At 31.7% G+C, this 21,121-nt stretch carries 20 protein-coding genes and 1 tRNA gene; 14 read left to right on the top strand and 7 right to left on the bottom strand.

Translation table 11 applies throughout. The annotated features are described in order from the left end of the window. From PHI88_02725 to tig, 3 genes are all read left to right on the top strand, one after another. Nucleotides 1–467, top strand: a 467-nt coding sequence (locus PHI88_02725) for a prepilin-type N-terminal cleavage/methylation domain-containing protein (GenBank protein MDD5552044.1), incomplete at its 5' end; no start/stop codon positions are given. Between the two features lie 108 nt (nt 468–575). Then, nucleotides 576–1,154 (top strand): ATP-dependent Clp endopeptidase proteolytic subunit ClpP, encoded by a 579-nt coding sequence (gene clpP, locus PHI88_02720; protein MDD5552043.1) that lies wholly within the window; start codon nt 576–578, stop codon nt 1,152–1,154. Between the two features lie 8 nt (nt 1,155–1,162). Continuing rightward, nucleotides 1,163–2,458 (top strand): trigger factor, encoded by a 1,296-nt coding sequence (gene tig, locus PHI88_02715; protein MDD5552042.1) that lies wholly within the window; start codon nt 1,163–1,165, stop codon nt 2,456–2,458. On the opposite strand, the gene gpmI is transcribed toward tig, so the two are convergent. After that, nucleotides 2,435–3,991: a 2,3-bisphosphoglycerate-independent phosphoglycerate mutase gene (gene gpmI / locus PHI88_02710; protein ID MDD5552041.1), complete on the bottom strand. Its 1,557-nt coding sequence runs from the start codon at nt 3,989–3,991 to the stop codon at nt 2,435–2,437. The two genes, tig and gpmI, sit on opposite strands and share 24 nt — an antisense overlap. Before the next feature lie 295 nt (nt 3,992–4,286). Here gpmI and rny point away from each other — a divergent pair, with 295 nt between their 5' ends. The 10 genes from rny to PHI88_02660 all read left to right on the top strand — a co-directional run bounded on the left by rny (nt 4,287) and on the right by PHI88_02660 (nt 14,153). Beyond that, entirely contained in the window at nt 4,287–5,816 is a 1,530-nt protein-coding gene (rny, locus tag PHI88_02705; GenBank protein ID MDD5552040.1) for a ribonuclease Y, read from the top strand. Nucleotides 5,817–5,841: 25 nt separating this feature from the next. Beyond that, nucleotides 5,842–7,509: a murein biosynthesis integral membrane protein MurJ gene (murJ, locus tag PHI88_02700; GenBank protein ID MDD5552039.1), complete on the top strand. Its 1,668-nt coding sequence runs from the start codon at nt 5,842–5,844 to the stop codon at nt 7,507–7,509. Between the two features lie 217 nt (nt 7,510–7,726). Then, the gene (locus tag PHI88_02695; GenBank protein MDD5552038.1) at nt 7,727–8,407 is read left to right on the top strand and encodes an MBL fold metallo-hydrolase; all 681 of its coding nucleotides are present in this window, start codon (nt 7,727–7,729) and stop codon (nt 8,405–8,407) included. Nucleotides 8,408–8,411: 4 nt separating this feature from the next. Next, a complete protein-coding gene (locus PHI88_02690) occupies nt 8,412–8,681 on the top strand; it encodes a hypothetical protein (GenBank protein MDD5552037.1) in 270 nt (89 codons plus the stop codon). A gap of 15 nt (nt 8,682–8,696) precedes the next feature. Next, the gene (gyrA, locus tag PHI88_02685) at nt 8,697–11,126 is read left to right on the top strand and encodes a DNA gyrase subunit A (GenBank protein MDD5552036.1); all 2,430 of its coding nucleotides are present in this window, start codon (nt 8,697–8,699) and stop codon (nt 11,124–11,126) included. A gap of 27 nt (nt 11,127–11,153) precedes the next feature. After that, nucleotides 11,154–11,708, top strand: coding sequence for a methyltransferase domain-containing protein (locus PHI88_02680; protein MDD5552035.1), 555 nt, complete (start codon nt 11,154–11,156; stop codon nt 11,706–11,708). A gap of 2 nt (nt 11,709–11,710) precedes the next feature. Continuing rightward, on the top strand, nt 11,711–12,043 hold the full coding sequence (locus tag PHI88_02675; protein ID MDD5552034.1) for a pilin: 333 nt from the start codon (nt 11,711–11,713) through the stop codon (nt 12,041–12,043). A gap of 33 nt (nt 12,044–12,076) precedes the next feature. Continuing rightward, on the top strand, nt 12,077–12,430 hold the full coding sequence (locus PHI88_02670) for a TrbC/VirB2 family protein (GenBank protein MDD5552033.1): 354 nt from the start codon (nt 12,077–12,079) through the stop codon (nt 12,428–12,430). Between the two features lie 128 nt (nt 12,431–12,558). After that, nucleotides 12,559–12,640: transfer RNA gene (locus PHI88_02665), tRNA-Leu, on the top strand. A gap of 76 nt (nt 12,641–12,716) precedes the next feature. Then, nucleotides 12,717–14,153: a phospholipid carrier-dependent glycosyltransferase gene (locus tag PHI88_02660; GenBank protein ID MDD5552032.1), complete on the top strand. Its 1,437-nt coding sequence runs from the start codon at nt 12,717–12,719 to the stop codon at nt 14,151–14,153. A 341-nt stretch (nt 14,154–14,494) separates the two neighbouring features. Here PHI88_02660 and PHI88_02655 read toward each other — a convergent pair whose 3' ends face one another. The 6 genes from PHI88_02655 to tsaD are packed head-to-tail and all read right to left on the bottom strand — an operon-like array spanning nt 14,495 to nt 20,602. Further along, complete coding sequence (locus tag PHI88_02655) at nt 14,495–15,730, bottom strand: glycosyltransferase family 87 protein (GenBank protein ID MDD5552031.1); 1,236 nt, start codon at nt 15,728–15,730, stop codon at nt 14,495–14,497. Continuing rightward, a complete protein-coding gene (locus PHI88_02650; GenBank protein ID MDD5552030.1) occupies nt 15,731–16,474 on the bottom strand; it encodes a glycosyltransferase in 744 nt (247 codons plus the stop codon). It lies immediately after the preceding gene. Then, nucleotides 16,440–18,170 carry a VanW family protein gene (locus PHI88_02645; GenBank protein ID MDD5552029.1) on the bottom strand — a complete coding sequence of 577 codons (1,731 nt, stop codon included), beginning with the start codon at nt 18,168–18,170 and terminating at the stop codon, nt 16,440–16,442. Before PHI88_02645 ends, PHI88_02650 begins: the two co-directional genes overlap by 35 nt. A 37-nt stretch (nt 18,171–18,207) precedes the next feature. After that, on the bottom strand, nt 18,208–18,648 hold the full coding sequence (locus tag PHI88_02640) for an Hsp20/alpha crystallin family protein (protein MDD5552028.1): 441 nt from the start codon (nt 18,646–18,648) through the stop codon (nt 18,208–18,210). Between the two features lie 52 nt (nt 18,649–18,700). Continuing rightward, nucleotides 18,701–19,456, bottom strand: a complete 756-nt coding sequence (locus PHI88_02635; protein MDD5552027.1) for a PrsW family intramembrane metalloprotease — start codon at nt 19,454–19,456, stop codon at nt 18,701–18,703. A 12-nt stretch (nt 19,457–19,468) separates the two neighbouring features. Then, nucleotides 19,469–20,602 (bottom strand): tRNA (adenosine(37)-N6)-threonylcarbamoyltransferase complex transferase subunit TsaD, encoded by a 1,134-nt coding sequence (gene tsaD, locus PHI88_02630; protein MDD5552026.1) that lies wholly within the window; start codon nt 20,600–20,602, stop codon nt 19,469–19,471. A gap of 158 nt (nt 20,603–20,760) precedes the next feature. Between tsaD and PHI88_02625 the strand changes: the two genes are divergently transcribed. After that, a complete protein-coding gene (locus PHI88_02625) occupies nt 20,761–21,105 on the top strand; it encodes a hypothetical protein (GenBank protein ID MDD5552025.1) in 345 nt (114 codons plus the stop codon). Nucleotides 21,106–21,121 lie beyond the last annotated feature (16 nt).

The raw sequence follows: 21,121 nt of genomic DNA, 5'->3' as shown, positions 1-21,121 counted from the left end.
TAAAAAGGTCGATTGTTACCTTAGATAATTTTTTAAAAACCATGAGAGAAAAAGGTTTTACATTAATTGAGCTATTGGTTGTTATTGCAATTATTGCTATTTTGGCAGCTATTGTTTTGGTGAGTGTAGCTAACGTCAGAAATAGATCATACGATTCACGTGTTGAGTCAGCTCTAAATCAGATAAGGACACAGGCAGAGATTGTTTATGAGGAAAGTACGCCAAATGCTTACACAACTGTAACTTGTACACATGCAGACATTGCGCCTCTTTGTACAGACATAAATAGCATTATTGGTGCTAATCCTACTATTGCATCCAGTGCTGATGCATACTGCGCAGAGTCTGTATTAAAAAGCTCAACAAGTGAATACTGGTGCACAGACAGCACAGGAAGATCAAAGAAATATACTGCTAATCCAGCATGTAGTGCTGTAGCTGGAGCAGAAGTATATACCTGTGAGTAGAAAATTGTTTTAAGAATTTAGTATTAAAAACGTCCCTGTTTCGGGGGCGTTTTTTATTTGACAACAATTTTATATTTTTTATAATGAAATTTGCTAACAATTATTAATATGAATCTTATACCTACGGTTATTGAAAAATCTCCCCAGGGAGAAAGGGCATATGATATTTATTCAAGGCTTCTTAAGGAGCGCATTATTTTTTTGGGAGGTATAGTTGATGATAATGTGGCAAATTTGGTAATAGCTCAGCTTTTGTTTTTGGAAAGCCAGGATCCAAAGAGAGACGTTAAGCTTTACATTAACAGCCCAGGGGGTTCTGTTACTGCCGGGCTTGCAATTTACGATACAATGCAGTACATAAAATGTGATGTTTCAACAATTTGTGTTGGGATGGCAGCTTCCATGGCAGCAGTACTTTTATCTGCTGGTAAAAAAGGCAAAAGATTTGCTCTTCCCAACTCTGAGATTTTGTTACATCAAGTCATGGGTCAGGCAGGAGGACAGGCAGTTGAGATTGAAATTTCAGCAAAGCATATCATGAAGATAAAAGAGAGATTAAACAAAATTCTTTCAAAACATACGGGCCAGGCGCTTGGCAACATAGAAAAAGACACAGATAGGGACTTTTATCTTACATCTGAAGACGCAAAAGAATATGGTATTGTAGATAAGATTATAAAAAAATAACAGAAAATATGGATGTTGATATTGAAGATCTTTCGGGGTCAAAAGTGAAAATTAACTTAAGACTATCGGGCGAGGAATTCTCGCCTTATTTAGTTAGGGCAGCTAAAGAATTATCCAAAACAATAAATATTCCTGGTTTCAGGCCCGGGAAAGCGCCACAAAAAATTATAGAAGAAAAAATCGGCAAAGGTAAAATTACAGAAGAAGCTGCGAAAATTGCTTTAAATGAAAATTTCCCCAAAATTGTTAGCGAGAAAAAAATAAAAATTTTAGGTCCTCCACAAGCAAAAATTGATTTTCCAAAAATAGAAGAAACAGGCGAGTTTAAAGCAGATATTGAAACTGCGGTCTTTCCTGAAGTTAAATTAGACAATTGGAGGAGGATTGCAAGGGAAGAAAAATTAAAAGAAATAAAAATAGAACAAAAAGAAATAGAAGACGCTTTATCTTGGCTGCAGAAATCAAGAGCAAAACGCATAAGAAAATTCAAACCAGCAGCAAAGGGGGATGAGGTGACAATAGATTATAAAATAAGAAGTGAAGGGGTAAGGGTTGAGAATGGAGATATAAAAGACCAAAAAATTATTATTGGCGAAGGAAAGCTTATTCCTGATTTTGAGAAAAACCTTCTTGGTTTGTCAGAGGGCGAGGAGAAAAATTTTTCTGTAATGTGCCCTTCAAATTTTTGGAAAAAAGAATTAAGAGGAAAGAATCTTGATTTTAAAGTTAAATTAAAAGAGATATTCAGAATAGAACTTCCAGAATTAAATGATGATTTTGTAAAATCTCTTGGTGATTTCAAAGATAAAAAATCTTTAAAAGACAATATAAAAGAAGGAATTAAAGCTGAGAAAGAAGCTGCGGAAGAGAAAAGATGGCAGGGTGCAGTTCTTGATAAAATTGCCAAAAATTCTCAAATTGAGGTTCCTGAAATTTTAGTAAAAGAGCAAAGGGATAGAATGCTTGATGATCTTAAAAAAACAGTAGAGGAACAAATGGGGCTTCCCTTTAATACTTATCTTTCGCAGGTTAAAAAAACAGAAGAAGATCTCAAGAAAGAATTTATTCCAGAAGCTAAAAAAAGAGTAAAGATTTTTCTTTGTATATATGATATAGCCGAGAGAGAAAATATAATGGTTCAAGACGAAGAAGTAGAAAAAGAAATAGAAGAGACCGAAAAAAAATATCCTCAGCTTTTGGGCGACATAAAGAATAAACAAAGCGAGGAAGATTTTAGAAACTTTATAAGAGAAAAAATTTTAGAAAAAAAGGTAATGAATTTACTCAAAGAGGCTCGAGGTTAAAGCGGAGCCAATCATTTCAGGAGGAGAAGGAATTTCAAGATACTCAAGAATCGTGGGGGCTATATCGAACAAAAAGCCGCCAGGTTTTTCTATTTTATATAACATTTTTTCTTGGGGGATTTCACTTTTGAATTTTGGGTCCACAAGAAAAAGGGGAACAGGATTTGAAGTATGTTCTCCAATTGTTTCTCCCGACCTCGTTATCATTTCTTCGAAGTTTCCATGATCTGCTGTAATCATTGTTATGTATCTTCCTTCCGCCGCTCTTAATATTTTTCCAACAGCACCATCTATAACTTCTGCTGCTTTAATGGCGGCTGGAATATTTGCAGTATGTCCTACCATATCTGGGTTTGCAAAATTTATAAGCATAAAATTATAAATTCCCTGCTCAATTTCTTTTATTGTCCTTTCTGTAATTTCTTGTGCTTGCATTTCGGGATTTTGATCATAATGTGGCCCGCCGGTTGAAGGAATAAGGACTCTGTCTTCCCTCGGGTAGGGTTCTTTTTTAAGGCCATTAAAAAAATATGTTATATGTGCATATTTTTCAGTTTCTGAGATTCTAATTTGGGAAAGCCCAGCATCCGAAATTACTTTTCCCAAGGTATTTTCAATGTGAGGAGGTTCATAGGCTACTTTTGTTTTTTCATCTTTAAGATATCTTGTCATTGTAACAAAACACAAATTGTCTATTTTTTTCCTTGGGAATTTATCAAAATTTTCTTCAACAAAAGCCTGTGTTAATTCTTTTGCTCTTTCTTCCCTGAAGTTAAAGAATATTACAGCATCATTATCTCTAATATTTCCTTCAGAATCCACCATAGCCGGTTCTATATATTCGTCAGTGATATCTCTCATGTAAGAAGATTCGAGGTACGAAATAGGATTAGGTGCTATTTGATAATCCTGACCTTCTCCGATCATACAGTTATAAGTTTTTTCTATTCTTCCCCAGTCTTGGTTCCTATCCATTGAAAAACTTCTTCCAGAAATTGTAGCTATTTTTCCTATACCTTGAGCTGCCATTCTGTCTTTTAGCGATTGCAGGAATTTTGCCGCTTCTTTTGGTTTTGTGTCTCTTCCATCAGTGAAAATATGGAGATATACTTTTTGAATTTTTTCCCTTTGACAGAATTCAAGAAGCGCATATAAATTGTCTATATAGCTGTGTACTGCGCCTGAAGATACGAGCCCAACCAAATGCATTCTAGAATTGTAACGCCTAACATGATCTCTGGCCTCAAGAAAGGCTTTGTTTTGAAAAAAATATCCATTTTGAATTTCATTTACAATTCTTGGCAGGTACTGATATATAACCTTGCCTGCCCCGATTGTAAGATGGCCAACTTCACTATTTCCTTCTTCCCACCAAGGGAGGCCAACGTTAATTCCTGACGCATGTAGTGTAGTTGCAGGGAAGTTTTCCTCAAGGTATTTTATATTTGGAATATTTGCTTGAGAAGGAGCATTCCCGTCATTTGGGGAAGCAACTCCCCAGCCATCAAGTATTATGAGTATGACTTTTTGCATAATTTTGAACGAAGCGAAAAATTAATGCGTAGCTCCATAGGAATATTACAATAATTGTCCAATAATTTAATTAGATTTACTAATGAATTAAGTTATTATAGCTTTTTGACAAAAGGGGGTCAACATGATAAACTAAAGCCAGGTTTAAAATTTTTGGCTAAAATTCAGCCTAATACCTAATAAAGGTTATAATTTCTCTCAATTAAATTTTTCAAAATTAAAATGATTTCAAAAAAAAGTTTAAGTATTTTTTTAATTGAGGGTGGAATATCCAAAATAATCTCAATTTTATTTTATGTCAGAAATAATTCTTTTAGTTATTGGCGCCGCTTCAATCTGTGTTGGCGCCGTTCTTGGTTATCTTGCCAGACAGAGCATTGCTAAACTTCAAGCTGGTTCTGCCGAAGAAAGACTTCAAAAAAAACTAGACGAAGCAAAGAAGCAGGCCGAAAATATAATTCTTGACGCAAAAAAGAAAGGACTTTCTTTTTTAGAGGACTCGAAGAAGAAAACAGAACAAAAAGAAAAAGATCTCTCTTTGCTTGAAAAAACCCTCGAAAGAAAGAAGGGTGTTTTTGAACAGAAATCTTTAGATTTAAAAAACAAAGAAAAAGACATTGGTTTGAAAGGAGAAGATCTAGAAAAATTAAAAAGAAAAGCTCAAGAAATTATAAATAAAAAAAAGACAGAACTTGAGAAATTAAGCGGGTTTTCAAAAGAAGAAGCAAGAAAAGAAATTATGAAAGAAATTGAGCAGGAATACAAACAAGAGATAGAAAAGAAAATTTCGAAAATAGAAAAAGAAGGAGAGGAAAAGTTTGAGAGAAAAGCAAAAGAAATCTTAGCATTTACGATTCAAAGAGGAGCTTCTGCTCTGGTTGAAGACCTAACCACTATCTCTGTTTCACTTCCTGATGACGAAATCAAAGGAAGAATTATAGGGAAAGAGGGAAGAAATATTAGAGCTTTTGAAAATGCTACAGGAGTTGAATTAATAGTGGACGAAACACCAAATGTAGTTTTTTTATCATCTTTTGATCCGTTACGCAGGGAAGTTGCAAAAATTGCTCTTCAAGAACTAGTTAAAGATGGGAGAATTCAGCCAACAAGAGTTGAGGATATTGTAAAGAAAATAGAAGAACAGATGCCAGAGAAAATTCAGAAAATTGGCGAGGACATATGTCATGAGCTTGAAGTTTTTGGTCTGGATCCAAAATTATATCAATTACTCGGAAGATTGAAATTCCGAACTAGTTATGGACAGAATGTTTTAGATCATAGCAGAGAAGTGGCTTATATTGCAGGAACTTTAGCTTCAGAAATAGGAGGAGATGTTAAAGTGGCTAAAAAAGCTGCTCTACTGCACGACATTGGTAAGGCTGTTGATTGGGAAGTTGAGGGATCTCATATTGAAATTGGCATTCGTATTTTAAAGAAATTCGGAATTGAAGAAGAAGTTATCCAAGCTATAAAGAGTCATCACGAAGAACATCCTTATGAGACCATTGAATCAGTTATAATCCAGACAGCCGATGCAATTTCTGCTGGCAGGCCAGGAGCGAGAAAAAGCAGCCCCGAAGATTATATTAAAAGGATTGAAGAGCTTGAAAAGATTGCAATGGAGTTTGATGAAGTTAAGGATGCTTTTGCACTGGAAGCAGGAAGAGAGCTTAGAGTATTTGTAAAAAGCGAAGAGGTAGACGATTATATGGCAAAAAAATTAGCCAGAGAAATTGCAAACAAAGTTGAAAGCGACTTGGATTATCCCGGTGAGATAAAAGTAAATGTCATAAGAGAAACAAGAGTTATTGAATATGCAAAGTAATCTTGGAGAAATTTCCTAAAAAGAAATGATAGCAAATATTTTTAATCATCGCGCAAAGAACATTACTTCTGCCGCTATTATTTTAATTGCCGCCACTTTTTTTGCAAAAATTACAGCACTCTTTCGTGATAGGATTCTTGCGGGCCTTTTTGGCGCAGGCAGAGATCTTGATATATACTATGCTGCTTTTCGAATTCCGGATTTTCTTTTTAATATTTTAATTATTGGCGCCTTATCCAGCGCTTTGATACCGATTTTTGCAGACCACTGGGAAAATAAATCCAAAAAAGAGGTGTGGAGATTTTTTAATAACGTCCTTTGTATTTTTATTTGCGCCTTGATTTTAGCCGGAGCCTTGCTTGCGATTTTTGCTCCCCAGCTAATGAGAATTATTGCTCCTGGTTTTAAATCGCAGGAAATGGCGACGGTAGTACTTCTAACAAGAATAATGTTTTTATCCCCTTTGATTTTGGCGGTTTCTAATATTTTTGGTTCACTTTTACAATATTTCTCAAAATTTCTTATCTATTCTTTCGCTCCAATAATGTATAATATTGGGATTATTATTGGCGCGATGTTTTTTGTACCAAGATGGGGTCTTGTGGGCCTTGCGTGGGGCGTTGTATTGGGTGCTTTTTTACACCTTTTTGTGCAATTGCCCGCAGTTTTTGCTTCTGGCTTTGATTTTAAATTTATTCTCGACATTAAAGATAAAGGGATGCGCAAGCTTTTAAGATTGATGTTGCCAAGGGCCATAGGAGTAGCTGCGACTCAAATAAACTTAATAGTGATTACCGCAGTTGCTTCTCTTCTTACTGTTGGTTCTATCACTGTTTTTAATTTTTCAAACAACCTACAGTATGCCCCTATTTCTTTATTTGGTATTTCTTTTGCCGTAGCTGCTTTTCCTTCGCTTTCAAAAAGTTTTTCTTTGAAAAAAAGAAAAGATTTTATTGAAAAGTTTACTTCAACTTTTTCACAGATAATATTTTTCGTTATCCCTATTTCCTTTTTTATTTTTATTTTAAGAGCACAAATTGTCAGGGTGATATTAGGAGCAGGAAAATTTTCTTGGAACGATACAAGGCTTACAGCGGCTTGTCTTGGCATTTTCTCTTTCTCGCTTTTTGCTCAATCTTTAATTCCTTTACTTTCCCAATCTTTTTATTCTATGCAGGACACAAGAACGCCTGTTAAAATAAATATTTTCTCAATTATTTTTAATATTATTTTTTCTTTCTCTTTTGTTTGGATGATTTCAAATATTCCCAATTTCTCTTTCTTTTTACGATCCTTTTTGAAATTAGAAGGAGTTAATGGACTCACAATGATAGGTCTTCCGTTAGCTTTTTCTCTTACCGCTATTTTAAATATACTTTGGCTAATTTTCGCTTTTAAAAGGAAAATTGGAGATCACTGGGAATTTAGACTTCGTAACTCTTTTTTGCGCATTTTTATTCTTTCTCTTTTTTGTGCTTTGATGTGTTACGGCCTTTTATATCTTGCGGCTCCTGCTTTTGGTCTTGAGACTTTTTGGGGTATATTTTTACAGATGGCTTTTGCTGGAGGAATTTCTGCTCTGCTTTATTTTTTTCTTGCATGGAAATTTAAGTTCCCCGAATGTAATTTAATCACAGGTACTTTATTTAAAAAGGTTTCAGAAAATATTGTGGAGGTTGAGGCTGATGTTTAAAAATATGGCAAAAAAACAATCAAAATTATTTAAATTTATTTCCATTATCATTGTTTTTTTGGTTGCCCTAACAATGATTCTTTGGGCTTTAGTGCCGTTATTTTCCTAGAATTTTGGATTGAAATTTACATTAAAATTTGCTATTATTTAATAAGAAAAAAAATACCACATTTGTGGATTTTTATATTAATTAAGATTTGAGGACTTAAGAAAAACTATGGATATTTCTTGGTATGGTCATTCTTTTTTTGAGATAAACGGAAAAATAGACGGAGAAAGAGTAACAATAGCAATTGATCCTTATGGTAAGAGTACGGGTTTAAGACCTAAAAAAACAAGGACAGATATTTTGCTTTTGTCACATGAACACGAGGATCATTCTAATAAAAAAGCAGTAAGTGGTTTTGAATTGGACGGAAAAATAAAAGAACCTTTTTTAATAAATGAACCGGGAGAATATGAAGCTAAAGGAGTTAAAGTTAAGGGTATTTCTTCTTTTCACGATGATAATTTTGGGGAAGAAAGAGGCGAAAACATTATCTTTATAATAGAAGTTGAGGGCATTAAAGTTTGCCATATGGGAGATTTTGGACAAAAAGAACTTTCAAAGGAACAAGCAGATGATATTGTTGGTGTTGATGTTCTTTTAATTCCTGTAGGTGGATTATTTACAATCTCTGGAAAAGAAGCAGCAAAAATTGTAGGCCAAGTTGAGCCAAAAATCGCAATACCAATGCACTATAAAATACCCGGCATCACATTAAAAATTGAAGATGAGAAAAGTTTTTTGAATGTTATTGGAGTAAAAGAAAAAGAAAAATTTAAGAAATTAAAATTAAAAAAGAGTGAACTTGACAGAAAAGAAGGAACAGAAATTTTGATAATGGAGAAAACGTAAAAACATGTCTTTTCTAAAAAAGATAAAAGAAAAATCAGAGAAAGAAAAGAAAAAAATTTTATTCACTTCTATCATTATCGTAGCAATTTTTTTAGTTCTATTATGGTTTTTAACTATAAAATATAATATTTCAAGGATAAATTTTGGAAGTTTTAGGGGGCCAGAAATAAACACAGAAGGAATTAAAGACGCAAAAGATAGATTGAAAAATTTACGAGATACCTTTAATAGAAATATTAAAGATTTTAAGGGGGTTACAGATGAGTTAGAATAATTTTTTATTACATTTATGTCTATCGAAAAAAGAGAAATTACAGAAGAAATTAAAGAATCTTATCTTGATTATGCAATGTCTGTTATTGTTGCAAGAGCTCTTCCTGATGTAAGAGATGGTTTAAAACCAGTGCACAGAAAAATATTATATGCCATGTGGGAAGATGGTCTTCGTCATAATGCAAAATTCAGAAAATCTGCAAATGTTGTTGGTGCAGTTCTTGGAAGATATCATCCTCATGGTGATACCGCAGTTTATGATTCACTTGCTAGAATGGCTCAGGATTTTTCTTTGCGTTACCCTTTAGTTGATGGTCAGGGGAATTGGGGAAGCATTGATGGCGATAGTCCTGCAGCTATGCGTTATACAGAATGTAGAATGGCAAAAATAGGAGAAGAAATGTTAGCTGATATTGAAAAAAATACTGTGGATTTTGGTCCTAATTATGATGGTGCAAGGAAAGAACCAATTGTTTTACCCTCACCTCTCCCACAGCTTTTATTGAATGGTTCTCTTGGTATTGCTGTTGGAATGGCGACAAAAATTCCACCACATAATCTTAGAGAAGTTTGTGATGCTCTTATTTATCTTTTAGAAAACGAAGAGAGCGCCAAGACCGAAGACCTTTTTAAATTTATTAAAGGGCCTGATTTTCCGACAGGTGGCCAAATTTTTGACAAAAAAGGGATTATTAGTGCATATGAAGTTGGCAAAGGTCCAATTTTGGTTCGTGGCAAAGCAGAGGTTGTTGAAGCAAAAAAGGATCTTTTTTTAATTGTAATTACGGAAATTCCATATAATATCCAAAAATCTTCTTTACTTGGAGAGATGGCAAATTTAGTAAAAGACAAAAAAATTAATGGTATCAAAAACATACGAGACGAATCTGATAAAGAAGGAATGAGAATAGTGGTTGAGCTTAAGAAAGATGCGCAACCAAAGAAAATCTTAAACCAGTTATTTAAATGGACTTCTCTTGAAGGGACATTTCATCTAAACATGGTTGCTCTTGAAGAGGGACTTCAGCCCAAAACACTTTCCTTAAAAGAACTAATGGAAGATTTTCTCTTACATAGAAAAGAGGTTGTAAGAAGAAGAACTGAATATAATCTTAAGAAGACAAAAGAAAGAATTCATATTCTGATAGGTCTTAAAAAAGCACTTTTATACATTGATGATATAATCAGCACAATTAAAAAGTCAAAAGACAGAGATAATGCAAAGAAGAATTTAATTTCTAAGTTTAAATTTTCCGAGATTCAATCCGATGTTATTTTAGAAACGAAATTACAGGCGTTAGCTCGTCTTGAGAGAGAAAAAATAAAAAACGAACTTGATGAAAAAAAGAAATTGGCGGAAGAGCTAAAAGCAATCTTAAGCAAAAAAAGAGGAATTGAAAAAGTTGTAGGGAAAGAATTAGAAGAGATTAAAGAAAAATATGGAGACGAAAGAAGAACGGAGTTGATTGTCCAAAAAGCTGGAGAGTTTAAAGAAGAAGATTTAATTCCAGAGGAAGACAATATTTTGGTTTTAACAGAAAATGGTTATGTAAAAAGAATATTGCCATCTGCCTTTAAAGCACAAAAAAGAGGGGGTAGAGGTGTTTTGGGGCTTGCGCTTCGCGAAGAAGATAAAGTTAGCCAGTTTTTATTTCTAAGCAGTCATGATCAGGTTTTGTTTTTTACAAACCTTGGTAAGGTTTTTAAAATTCCAGCATACGAAATACCTGCTTCAGACCGTCAAGGCTTTGGTAAAGGAATTTTAAATTTTCTTGAGCTTTCTCCTGGCGAGATAGTAACATCTATGGTAAATTTTGGAAAGCAGAAAACAAAATATTTGGTAATGGCTACAGAAAACGGCACTATTAAAAAAACAGAAAGTAAAGATTTTGAAGTTGTAAGAAGGTCTGGTCTAAGAGCAATTAAACTTTCTTCTGGCAATAATCTTGTCTTTGTAAAAGGGATGAACGACAAAGACGAAGTTTTAATTGGAAATTCAAATGGTAGTGTTATAAGATTTAGAGAAAAAGACGTAAGATCAATGGGAAGAAACGCTATAGGAGTTATTGGTATGAGAGCGAAAAGAGAGAGTAATAGCAAAATTGTAGGTATGGAGATAATTTCGTCTAGTAGGGAGAAAAAAGAAAATTTATATTTATTGACTTTAAGTAAAAATGGCTTTGCCAAAATGACAGATATTACAAAGTTCAGATTACAAGGACGAGGAGGAAAGGGAATTATAGGGATGAAAATTACTAAAAAGACCGGGGGATTGACTAAGATATTTTTAATAAAAAATGAAGAGGAGTTAGTTATTATTTCTGAGAAGGGACAAACCATAAGAACAAAAATTAAAAGCGTCTCAGTGCTTGGGAGAGCCTCTCAGGGCGTAAAAGTAATAAAATTAAAAAGCGGAGATAAGGTTGTCTCAGGTATTGTTTTTTAAAATAACATTACTATAATTAATTAAATTATGAGTTTTCAAGCTAATTCGCAAGGGACAGGAGGATTTTTAAATCCCCAAGAAATTATTGAAAATATTGATATTATAAAAGAAGGAATGAAAGTTGCTGATTTTGGAAGCGGGGCTGGATATTTTTCAATTTTATTAGCAAGGAAAGTGGGTAAGGACGGAGAGGTTTTTGCCATAGACGTTTTGAAAGAATCCCTTGAGGTAGTTGAATCTAAGGCAAAATCAGAAGGTTTTGAAAATGTTAAAACAATAAGAGGTAATCTTGAGAATAAAGGAGGGTCTGGTCTTAAAGAGGGTTTTTGTGATATAATTTTTATAGCAAATCTTTTATTCCAAACAGAAGACGATAAAGCTGTAATTGAGGAGGTAAAGAGAGTACTTAAGAAAAATGGGATGGTAGTTTTTTTAGAATGGATTCCGGGGATTCCTTTCGGTCCCGAAGGAAAAAAAATAAAGAAAGATGAAGCAATAAATTTATTTAAAGAACAGGGGCTTGTTCTTAAAAAAGAATTTCCAACAGATAATTATCATTACGGTTTAATTTTTGAAAAATAAACATGAAGAATAAAAAAATTTTGTCAATAATAATTTTATCAATTATTTTATTTTTACCTCTTTTTGTATTTGCTGATGTTGATATTCCAAATCCTGCCAAAATATCAACAATTGAGGAATTCTTGAACGCTGTTAAAAAATATATGTGGTTTTTAGTTGCTCCTCTTGCTACAATCATGGGAATTTGGGCGGGTATTTTGTTTTTAACATCCGAAGGAAACCCAGAAAAAGCAAAGAAAGCAAGGGATCTTTTAAAATATATTGTAATTGGAGTTTTTGTTGCGGTTGTCGCAAGTGGAATTAGTATACTTATAACGAATCTTTTGTCACCATAAAAAGGTCGTTTTTTGAAGAAAATTTAGAAAAATATGAAAAAATTAAAGAAAGTTTTAAGTCACGTTTTAATAATCGGATTTATATCAATGATGGTTTTACCAACATTGGTTATGGCAGCAGGCCCTACCTCAGAACCTCCTGCTCCAGTAAAGAATTGGGACGACATTGTTAGGATTATGAATTTAATAAGAAATATAATGTGGGCTGTTTTGGGTGTTGTGGTTATTGTTATGTTTATTTGGGCTGGCATAACTTTTTTTGGTGCAGAGGGTGACCCAACTAAGGTTGAAACAGCAAGAAAAAGAGTAATGTATGGCTTAATAGGTGTTGTTGTTGCTGCGATAGCGGGTGGTATAGTGGCTTTAATTACTAGCCTTATTTCTTAATAGAGATATATTCTTAATTCGTCTTACGTAATAGAACGAACGGTTTTTCGTAGCCGTTCGTTTTATGTTATAATTATAAAAATATTTTTCGGAGTAGTTAAAAAACTAATAAATCATTAAGCATAAATGCCTCTGTGGTGGAATTGGCAGACACGCATGGTTTAGGACCATGTCCCGTAAGGGGTGCAGGTTCAAATCCTGCCAGAGGCACATTTGCGGCATGGAGTAATCCATGAAATTTTGATTTTTTCTTCCGACAGAGTTTTAATAAATTATATTAAATACGATGAAAAAGAAAGTTGTCTTATTTTTTTTATTTTTAATTCTCGCTTTAAGTATTTTTTTGCATTTTTTTAGGTTATCTTATCCAAATAGGATAGTTTTTGATGAGCAATGGTATGCTTCAAGCGCTGCCTCTTATCTTTCCCATAAATATTATTTTGATGCCCACCCGCCCCTTGGAAAAATTTTAATTTCAGCATCTGGAAAACTTTTTGGCTTTAAAGATCCAAGTGGAAATTTTTATTTTAACCATAATGAAAGTTATTTAAGTAAAAGCAGCTATTTACCATTTAGGCTTTTGCCGGCAATTTTGGGTATTTTTTTGCCAATATTGGGTTGGTTTATTGTAAAAGAGTTAAAAGGATCAAATAAGGCAGCTTTTCTTTGTAGTGCTTTTTTGCTTTTTGACAATGCACTTTTGTTGCAATCTCGTTTTGTTTTATTGGAGATTTTTCTTGTTTTCTTTTATTTATCATCAATCTTTTTATATTTAAAGCTGATAAATCAAAAAAAATATACAAAAAAATGGTATATTTTCTTGATTTTATTAGGTCTTTCTTTAGGTATTGTTATTTCTGTTAAATGGACGGGATTTTTAGTTCTTGCTACTATTATTTTTTTAGAAATTATAAAGTTAATTAATAAACAAATAATTTCTGGAGGTGGATTATCAAATTTTTTTCAAAAAAATAAGAAATATTTTACTGCTATTTTTTTAGGTATTTTATTTTTGCCACTTTTGGTTTATATTTTTTCTTTTTTTGTTCATTTTTCTCTTTTAAATTCATCTCGAAATCCAAAAAATTTTTCAGATCCTCTTTTATATGTAGATAAAGAAAAGGAAATAAAAGATGGTCCTTTTGTTTTTTATTACAAAGAACCTGATGGGAATTTTTTTGAGAAATTTTTTAAAGTTCACAAACAAATGATATCTATTTTCTCCGTAACAGGGGATCATCCATATAGTAGTTCTTGGTGGAAATGGCCTACCGGGGGAAAGGCAATGTTATATTATAGTGAAGAAAATGTGCATCTTTATTTAATGGGAAATCCAATTGTTTGGTTTTTGGGATTTTTTGGGATAATAAGCATATTTTTTATACCTTATTTAGCAAAAAGAAAAAAAGAAAAATTACCATCCTTTCTTAAAAAACCTGATATTTTATATTTTTATTTTTTTTCTTGGCTGGTTTTTATCGGAGTTAAAAGGACAAGCTTTCTTTACTATTACTTAGTTCCGCTTTGTCTTTCAATAATTATTTTTTCTTTATGCTTCGATTATTTTGCAAAGAACATGATAAAGAAAAAGAAAAATATAATTTTCGGATTAATATTATTTATAGTCTTCCTTTCCTTTGTTTTTTATTTACCCCTAACATATGGAATACCTTTATCGGATAAGGCGCTTTCTTTGAGGCTTTGGTTTCCTTTGTGGAAATAATTTTAAAAAATATGAAAATTTCAAAAAAAGATACATCTCGAATATTAAAATATGCTCTAGTGTCTGTTGGTGGAATATTTATTAATTATTCAATGCTTTTTCTGTTTTATGAGTGTTTAGGGCTTTACTATTTAATTGCAGCCGCAATCGCAATTGAGATTTCTATAATTTCAAATTTTATTTTTAATCATATATGGACTTTTAAGGACCGTAGTAGAAAAGAGAAAATTATTTTTAAATTTTTAAAATTTAATTTAATTTGTCTTGGAGGCCTTTTAATAAATCTTTTAATATTGGCATTTTTAAAAGAGAAATTCGATTTTAACGTTTATCTAGCCGAATTATTTGGTATTTGCGGAGGATTTTTGTGGAATTTTATTCTTAGTAATTTTTGGGCTTGGGGACAATAAAGATCTTAAAAAAGAGAAAGATAATAAAACAAGTAATACATTTCTTAAAAATAATAAACTTAGCGCAAAAAATTGTTTCTCAATCAAAATCCCATATAAGGGCGGATATATAAAAAAAGTAAGAAACACTACTAAAAATAAAATTTTAAATTCTTTTGAATTAAGAGCCAATAAACCCAAAGGTAAAATCCATATTAAAAATTGTGGAGAAAGTACTTTATTGAAGGTCATAAATATTAACAAAAAAGAAAAAACATATTTTAAGAGAGAACCATCGGATATTTCTCCTTTTTTTTCAAAAGAATAAAAAAGAAGCATAAACATAATCAATATAAAAAGAGTACTAAATGGCAATATAAATTTCAGTAAAGGAGAATCGTATAACGACCATCCATACATATCATTTTTAAGGGTCGTTTTAAAGATAGGAACTTTTGTTTTTTCTAATAGGAGCAATGTGCTTCCGTAAAAACTTTCAAAATGAAGCGGTCTTGTAAATTGATATTCAAGACTATAGAGTCCTGAACCTTGCGGAGGCATTATTAAAAAAAGGAATAGGACTATTATAAAAAAAGTAACCCCAGAAGAAAAAACAAAGAATAGAGATTTTTTAACACTTTCCTTTTTAAAAATATATAAAAAAAATAAAGGAAAAAGGATAATAGGATAAAACTTTGTAAATACTCCAAAAATAAGCAAAACACCAGAAAGACAATATTTCTTTTTTACTAAAAGGAAAGTGCTTAATACGATTAAAAAAGTTACAAAAATATCAAATCTTTTAATAATTGTGTAACTTAAGAAAATAGAAATTAGCAAAAATCCCAAGATTACAAGAAAGTAATCTTTTTTTAATCTTTTAGATAAAAGATATAAAAGGAAAATTGTTAAAATTAGGAACGTAAGCATTTCAAGGCCAAAAAGATTTTTGTAAGTTGTGATATTTGTTGAAAAAAAACCAGGCAAAATTATGGGTAATAAAGAAAAGGGAGGATATACAACAAAGAAATCTCTATAAGGAACTTTATTTTGCAGGATAGATTGAGCGTAACTATAGTATATTTTAATATCCGTATCTGTTGTTGAAATAAAAATAAAAATTATAAATAAAAAAATAAATAATGAAATTACGCTCAAGAGTATAATCTTTTTATTAAATAAAGACATCTATTTAAATAAGGCCTTAATAAAAGCTATAATATGTTTTTTATTAATTTTTGATAATCCTTTTTTCCTTATGCCAAAAATATATGGAATTTCCTTTGTTTCTATTTTATTTGGCAGAATTTTTAAAAAATCAAACAAAATTTTATAGCTTTCGAATTCAAATTTATTTAAATTTTTATTAATAATTTTTTGAAATAAAGAAGTTTTTCCTCCGAAAAATCCAGAAAGAATGTCTTTCGGGATTTTTTTTCTTCTAAAGAAAAGTGATATTTTTCCAAGTAAGCTTGCCACGTACGACATTACTTTTCTTTTAAATTCCCACCCTTTAATTTTTTCTCTTGTGCCGATTATAAGGCTATAATTTTTATCAAAACTCTCTTTAAATTCTTTTATTTTCTCTGGGGGATGTTGAAGATCGCCGTCCATTACTATAAAATTTTCTGTTTTTGTTTCAAAAATTGCGTCTATTACGCTTATACAAATTCCATGGATTTTCTTTTTTGATCTATTAATTAGTTGAATATTTTTATTTTCTTTAGATATTTTCTCTGTTATGTCTTTTGTGCCGTCATTTGATCCGTCATCGCTAATAATTACTTTTATGTCTGGATATAATTTCTTAAGCAATCCAAAAAGCAATGGCAAATTTTCTGCTTCATTTAACGTAGGGATTATAAGGGTAATGTCGTTGAAAGGTCGAAGAGAAGATTTATCTTTGTACGGGATATTTTTTTGGTGATTCATAAGATGAAAGGAATATTTTTTTATAAATTAACTTTTTACCCTTCCAAACCTCTTCTATTAATCTTGCTTTTAGGGATCCGTCTTTTTTAAAATCATATTGGTAAGGGCCCTTAACTACAACTTTTCTCCCGTCGTCTTTTCCGTAAAATTCAAAAATTAAAGTACTGCCTGAGATTCTCGATTGTATTAAAATATATCCTGGAGTATTATTTACAAAACGAAGGTTAGGAGATGGTTGGTATACTGTGGCGTCGAATCCTTGAGGATTATAGTATGCTACTGGAAAAGCATGAGCGTATCTTTCAACAACTTCCATTCCAGAATATACAGCTGCCCTAAACATTGTAGTTGAAACTTGGCATATCCCTCCACCATATTCTGGTATTGTTTTATTATTTTTAATTACAAGTTCTGGCAAGTATCCCTCGCTTGGTCCTACATTTCCAAGAATTTCATTAAAAGAGAAAGTTTGGTCTGGTGCGATTAAAGTACCATTAAATTTTGATGCTGCTACTCTTATATTATTAATTCGGTTTTTTGGTGATCCTCCAAAATTTGAAGTGCCCCTTCCTATTAATTTTTCTATTTTTAATTCTTTTATTTTATCTTCTGTGATGTCTGGTTCCTTTTTTTCCATCTCGAGCCTGATTCTGTTTTTTCTCGAAAGAACGCTTCTTTGGATCTTTTTAGTACTTTTTTCTATATCTAAAATTTTTCCAGTTTTTGGTTGAGATATTATTCTGATTTTACCGTTCTGGAAAGATAAGAGTGGATTTTTTGGTTCTATATTTATAGCCTGGGATAGTTCGGCAAGATAACTTTTTACTAATTCTTCATCTAAAGCGAGAGATAAAGAATATTCTTCTGGTTCTTCTTTCGGGATAAACAAGAACCAGTTCCCAAAAGTTTTATTTTTGATTCTATAAGAGTCACCATTTGCCAAGAGTACGTAAGGACCATCTTCCATTATTTCATTTACATTTTTTTTAGCTTTTATAGCAGCTTCAGTTTCAATTTCGGGTTGTGCTTTTTCGAGTAAAAAACAATTGTCTTCATTTTTTTTACTGGCTTCTTTTTGGAGGCAAATATTTGTTATTTTAAAACTTTTAATATCTTCTTCTAATTTTTTCTTTATTTTTTTTCTTGAAAAAGTTTTTCCAATTTTTGATTTTTCTATTTTAAACACTTCATCCTCTTCATCAAAATAAACATAGGCATTTTGTGGTAAAATTTCAAATTCTCCAAATTTTTCATTTAAGAAATTATCCAAACTTTCTTTATTTATCTCGATACTCAATTCTATATTATTTTTTCCAAATAGACTCCAAATTTTATCTTTAGTATTTCCCAGAAAACCTTTATTTTTACCAAAAGAAAAAGCACTATTTATGTCTTTTTCGGTGTTATATTTTGGCTTTAAGTTTGATATTCTTATTACTTTTATATTAGAGTTTTCATTCTTCTCCTTTAATTCAAACGATATTACCTCATTTGAAAGATTATTTATTTTTTCCTGAATAATCTTATTTGCCTCTGTTTTTGCTTTCCCGCCAACTTTAATACCCGCTATCTTCGTTCCATAATTAATTCTTCCTTGTGGGTATTTTTCAAAACAAAACAGAGTCACTGTAAGTACAATGACCCCTAAAGACAACCAAAGAATTTTATTCTTTAAAAAAGTCTTGCGAACATCCATGTTTCTTTTCTTTTGTCCCAAAATTTCACCTCAGTCTTTATTCACTAATTTCTTTTACTTTTATTTTTGTTGCTTCTGTTTTTTGAACTTTGGGAAGGCGAAGAGTTAAAACACCGTTTTTTAATTCCGCTTTCACTCCATCTGTTTTAATTTCCTCTGGCAATACAACCGATCTTGAAAATGGTCCCCAGTAACACTCCTGATAAAAATAATTAGAAGGATCTACTTCTTCTTCTTTTTTTCTTTCTCCCCGGATAGAAACCATATCATTTTGTATCATTATATCAAGATCGCTTGACTTAACCCCCGCGATAGTTGATTGTATTATAATTTCATTGTCTGTCTGAAAAACATCAACTGCTAATTGTCCTTCTTCTTGTGGGGATTCTTCAACCTTAGAAACGTTGGGTTCGATGTTTTCTGTTTCTTCCTCTATTTTTCCAGAACCACTTAATTTTTCAAAAAAATCTGATGCCATAAATTTAATGCGAAAGCTCCAAAAAATTTGAGCAATGCGAGAAAATTATCTTTTATTCTTTAGATGACCTTGGTATTCTTTTGACCTTTACAAAAAATATATAAACAATAATTCCCATTAGCATTATTATAACAATTGGAAATAAAAAATCAAAAATATTTGTGGCTTTTTCTAAATTTACGACTGATACGTCATAAACTCCATGGAATACCGAAGCTAATAAAAGTCCAGATATTACAATGAGAAATCTTTTCCATTTGTTTCTCAAGCTTAAAGAAGTTGCAAGGAAATAACCAGTAATTGCAGCAGCAAGAGAATGTAAGAAAATAGCAGTTAAAAGGCGTATCACGCTGATTAATATTGCGCTTCCGATTTCTGTTGTTTGAAAAATAACCGCAAGGTTTTCCACTGCGGCAAGACCGAGGCTTGTTATTATCATATAAAGCATGGCGTCAATGGGTTCGTCAAAATGTGATGACTTTATTGCTCTTATTTTTACTACGAAATATTTAAAAAATTCTTCAACAAATCCTATTACAATAATGTAATAAAAAAACATTTGAATTAAAGTCGAGGAGGCAGAATTAACATCAAAAAGCGTTGGAAGAATTTTTACAAGAAAATTTCCCAATAAATTTTCTATGACAAGAACCGGAGCTACTATAATCATTCCAAGTATAAAAATTTCAATTATTTTTCTATTTGATTCAGGGTGCACGTCTTGGCGTAAATAGAAAATTAGCCAAATTATACATGGCAAGATACCGACTATAAAATAAAGAAGATACTTTAAATAATCTAATGCCATAATTAAAATATATTAAAAATTTATATTTGCTTTGGCTTTAATTTTTGAAAGGTTTTTAAATGGTATCATTTTTTTCTTACTTAGGAGTCCCGTAATTCCTATCATTACCGCATTGTCAGTAGAGAGAGAAACTTTCGGCTCAATATAATTTATTTTTGGCAATTCCATTTTCATTTTCTTTTTCATTTGTTTCCGCAATTCTTTATTTGCCACAACTCCGCCCCCAAATAATATTGTTTTTGCTTTTTTATCTTTTGCTGCTTTTATTGTTTTTGAAATTAAAACATCTATTATTGCTTGCTGAGAGGAGGCTGCAATATCGCTTTTTGTTTTTTTACTTTTTAATTTTCTCTTTCCAATCTTTTTTGTAAGATAAAGGACTGCTGTTTTAAGACCTGAAAAACTAAAGTCGTAGTCTTTTGACGTAATCATTGGCCTTGGTAGGCTATAGGCTTTGGGATTACCAATCTTTGCTAATTTTTCTATTTCAGGACCTCCAGGATATGGGAGATTTATTATTTTTGCCACTTTATCCAAGCATTCACCAGCAGCATCATCCCGTGTCTCTCCTAATAATTTATAATTTTTAATATCCTTAATAAATACTAATTCTGTATGGCCTCCACTTGCGACAAGAGCAATTGCAGGGAATTTTATTTCTTTTTTTTCTAACAAATTTACCAGGATATGTCCCTTAAGGTGATTTACGGGAATAATTGGTTTTTCCCAAAAAAAAGATAATGCCTTTGCAAAGTTGATACCAGTCCATAAACATGGTTCAAGGCCTGGCCCTTTTGTTACCGCAATAAAATCAATATCAGGCTTTTTATAATCTTTTAGGAATTTCTTTGTTAATTTTAAAAGTTCTTTTTCTCTTTCAAGAATTTTATCAATTTCTTTAAAAGATTTTTTATTTTTTTTATCTTTTTTAAGTAGCCCTGCTTTTTTAAGAGATTCTTCTAGTACTTTTGTTAAATTTTTTTCGTGCTCTCTTTTTGCAAGTCCTGGCACCACTCCTCCGTATTTTTTATGAACTTTAATTTGCGAAGATACAACATTGCTTTTAATTTTTATTTTCCCATTTTTTTCTTCTAATACAGCCGCGCAGGTTTCGTCGCAAGAAGTATCAATCGCAAGTATTTTCATAATAAATATAAGTAAATTATATAATAATAAAGTTTGACGATTTTCGCAAATTTTGTTAAATTTAAAAATCTAAAGAGCAAAATTATTTTTTTTCTGGAGACAATTTAAGTTAAAAATGTTAAAATAAATTAAAGGTCATTTTTTAATCAAAACTTATTATGGATCAACCAAATCCTTACGAAAAAGTAACAAGAGGATTAAATGAGAAAATAGCAATACTTAGGCAAGATATGGCAAATATTGCTTCAAAAAAAGCGACTGCTTCTTCTGAGGAGAGAGCAAGACTGGAAGTAGAAGAGGGTACTCTCTATAAACAGTTAACCAGTATGGAAAAACAGCTAGAGAGTCAGAGATATAAAGAAGACCAGTGGCAGGCTAATAAAGCAAGAGCAGATGCATCGAAAGAGAGACAAGAACAGGAATTAGAAAAAAAAAGGATTCAAGAAGAATCGGCTAAAGCAAAACAACAATGGGGTGGTGGGCCTTCAACAGGCCAGAAATAATTAAGGTTTTTTAATT

The organism is Candidatus Paceibacterota bacterium, from assembly GCA_028716825.1.
Classification (GTDB): domain Bacteria; phylum Patescibacteriota; class Minisyncoccia; order Minisyncoccales.
Note: the sequence above shows the minus strand (reverse complement) of the source record. Positions and strands in the feature narration are given on the sequence as shown.

Coding starts and splice junctions, on each gene's coding strand:
- PHI88_02695 (MDD5552038.1), top strand. CDS start 7,727: ATGGATATTTCTTGGTATGGTCATTCTTTTTTTGAGATAAACGGAAAA.
- clpP (MDD5552043.1), top strand. CDS start 576: ATGAATCTTATACCTACGGTTATTGAAAAATCTCCCCAGGGAGAAAGG.
- tsaD (MDD5552026.1), bottom strand. CDS start 20,602: ATGAAAATACTTGCGATTGATACTTCTTGCGACGAAACCTGCGCGGCT.
- PHI88_02670 (MDD5552033.1), top strand. CDS start 12,077: ATGAAAAAATTAAAGAAAGTTTTAAGTCACGTTTTAATAATCGGATTT.
- PHI88_02635 (MDD5552027.1), bottom strand. CDS start 19,456: ATGGCATTAGATTATTTAAAGTATCTTCTTTATTTTATAGTCGGTATC.
- PHI88_02675 (MDD5552034.1), top strand. CDS start 11,711: ATGAAGAATAAAAAAATTTTGTCAATAATAATTTTATCAATTATTTTA.
- gyrA (MDD5552036.1), top strand. CDS start 8,697: ATGTCTATCGAAAAAAGAGAAATTACAGAAGAAATTAAAGAATCTTAT.
- murJ (MDD5552039.1), top strand. CDS start 5,842: ATGATAGCAAATATTTTTAATCATCGCGCAAAGAACATTACTTCTGCC.
- tig (MDD5552042.1), top strand. CDS start 1,163: ATGGATGTTGATATTGAAGATCTTTCGGGGTCAAAAGTGAAAATTAAC.
- gpmI (MDD5552041.1), bottom strand. CDS start 3,991: ATGCAAAAAGTCATACTCATAATACTTGATGGCTGGGGAGTTGCTTCC.
- PHI88_02650 (MDD5552030.1), bottom strand. CDS start 16,474: ATGAATCACCAAAAAAATATCCCGTACAAAGATAAATCTTCTCTTCGA.
- PHI88_02690 (MDD5552037.1), top strand. CDS start 8,412: ATGTCTTTTCTAAAAAAGATAAAAGAAAAATCAGAGAAAGAAAAGAAA.
- PHI88_02645 (MDD5552029.1), bottom strand. CDS start 18,170: ATGGATGTTCGCAAGACTTTTTTAAAGAATAAAATTCTTTGGTTGTCT.
- PHI88_02680 (MDD5552035.1), top strand. CDS start 11,154: ATGAGTTTTCAAGCTAATTCGCAAGGGACAGGAGGATTTTTAAATCCC.
- PHI88_02640 (MDD5552028.1), bottom strand. CDS start 18,648: ATGGCATCAGATTTTTTTGAAAAATTAAGTGGTTCTGGAAAAATAGAG.
- PHI88_02660 (MDD5552032.1), top strand. CDS start 12,717: ATGAAAAAGAAAGTTGTCTTATTTTTTTTATTTTTAATTCTCGCTTTA.
- rny (MDD5552040.1), top strand. CDS start 4,287: ATGTCAGAAATAATTCTTTTAGTTATTGGCGCCGCTTCAATCTGTGTT.
- PHI88_02625 (MDD5552025.1), top strand. CDS start 20,761: ATGGATCAACCAAATCCTTACGAAAAAGTAACAAGAGGATTAAATGAG.
- PHI88_02655 (MDD5552031.1), bottom strand. CDS start 15,730: ATGTCTTTATTTAATAAAAAGATTATACTCTTGAGCGTAATTTCATTA.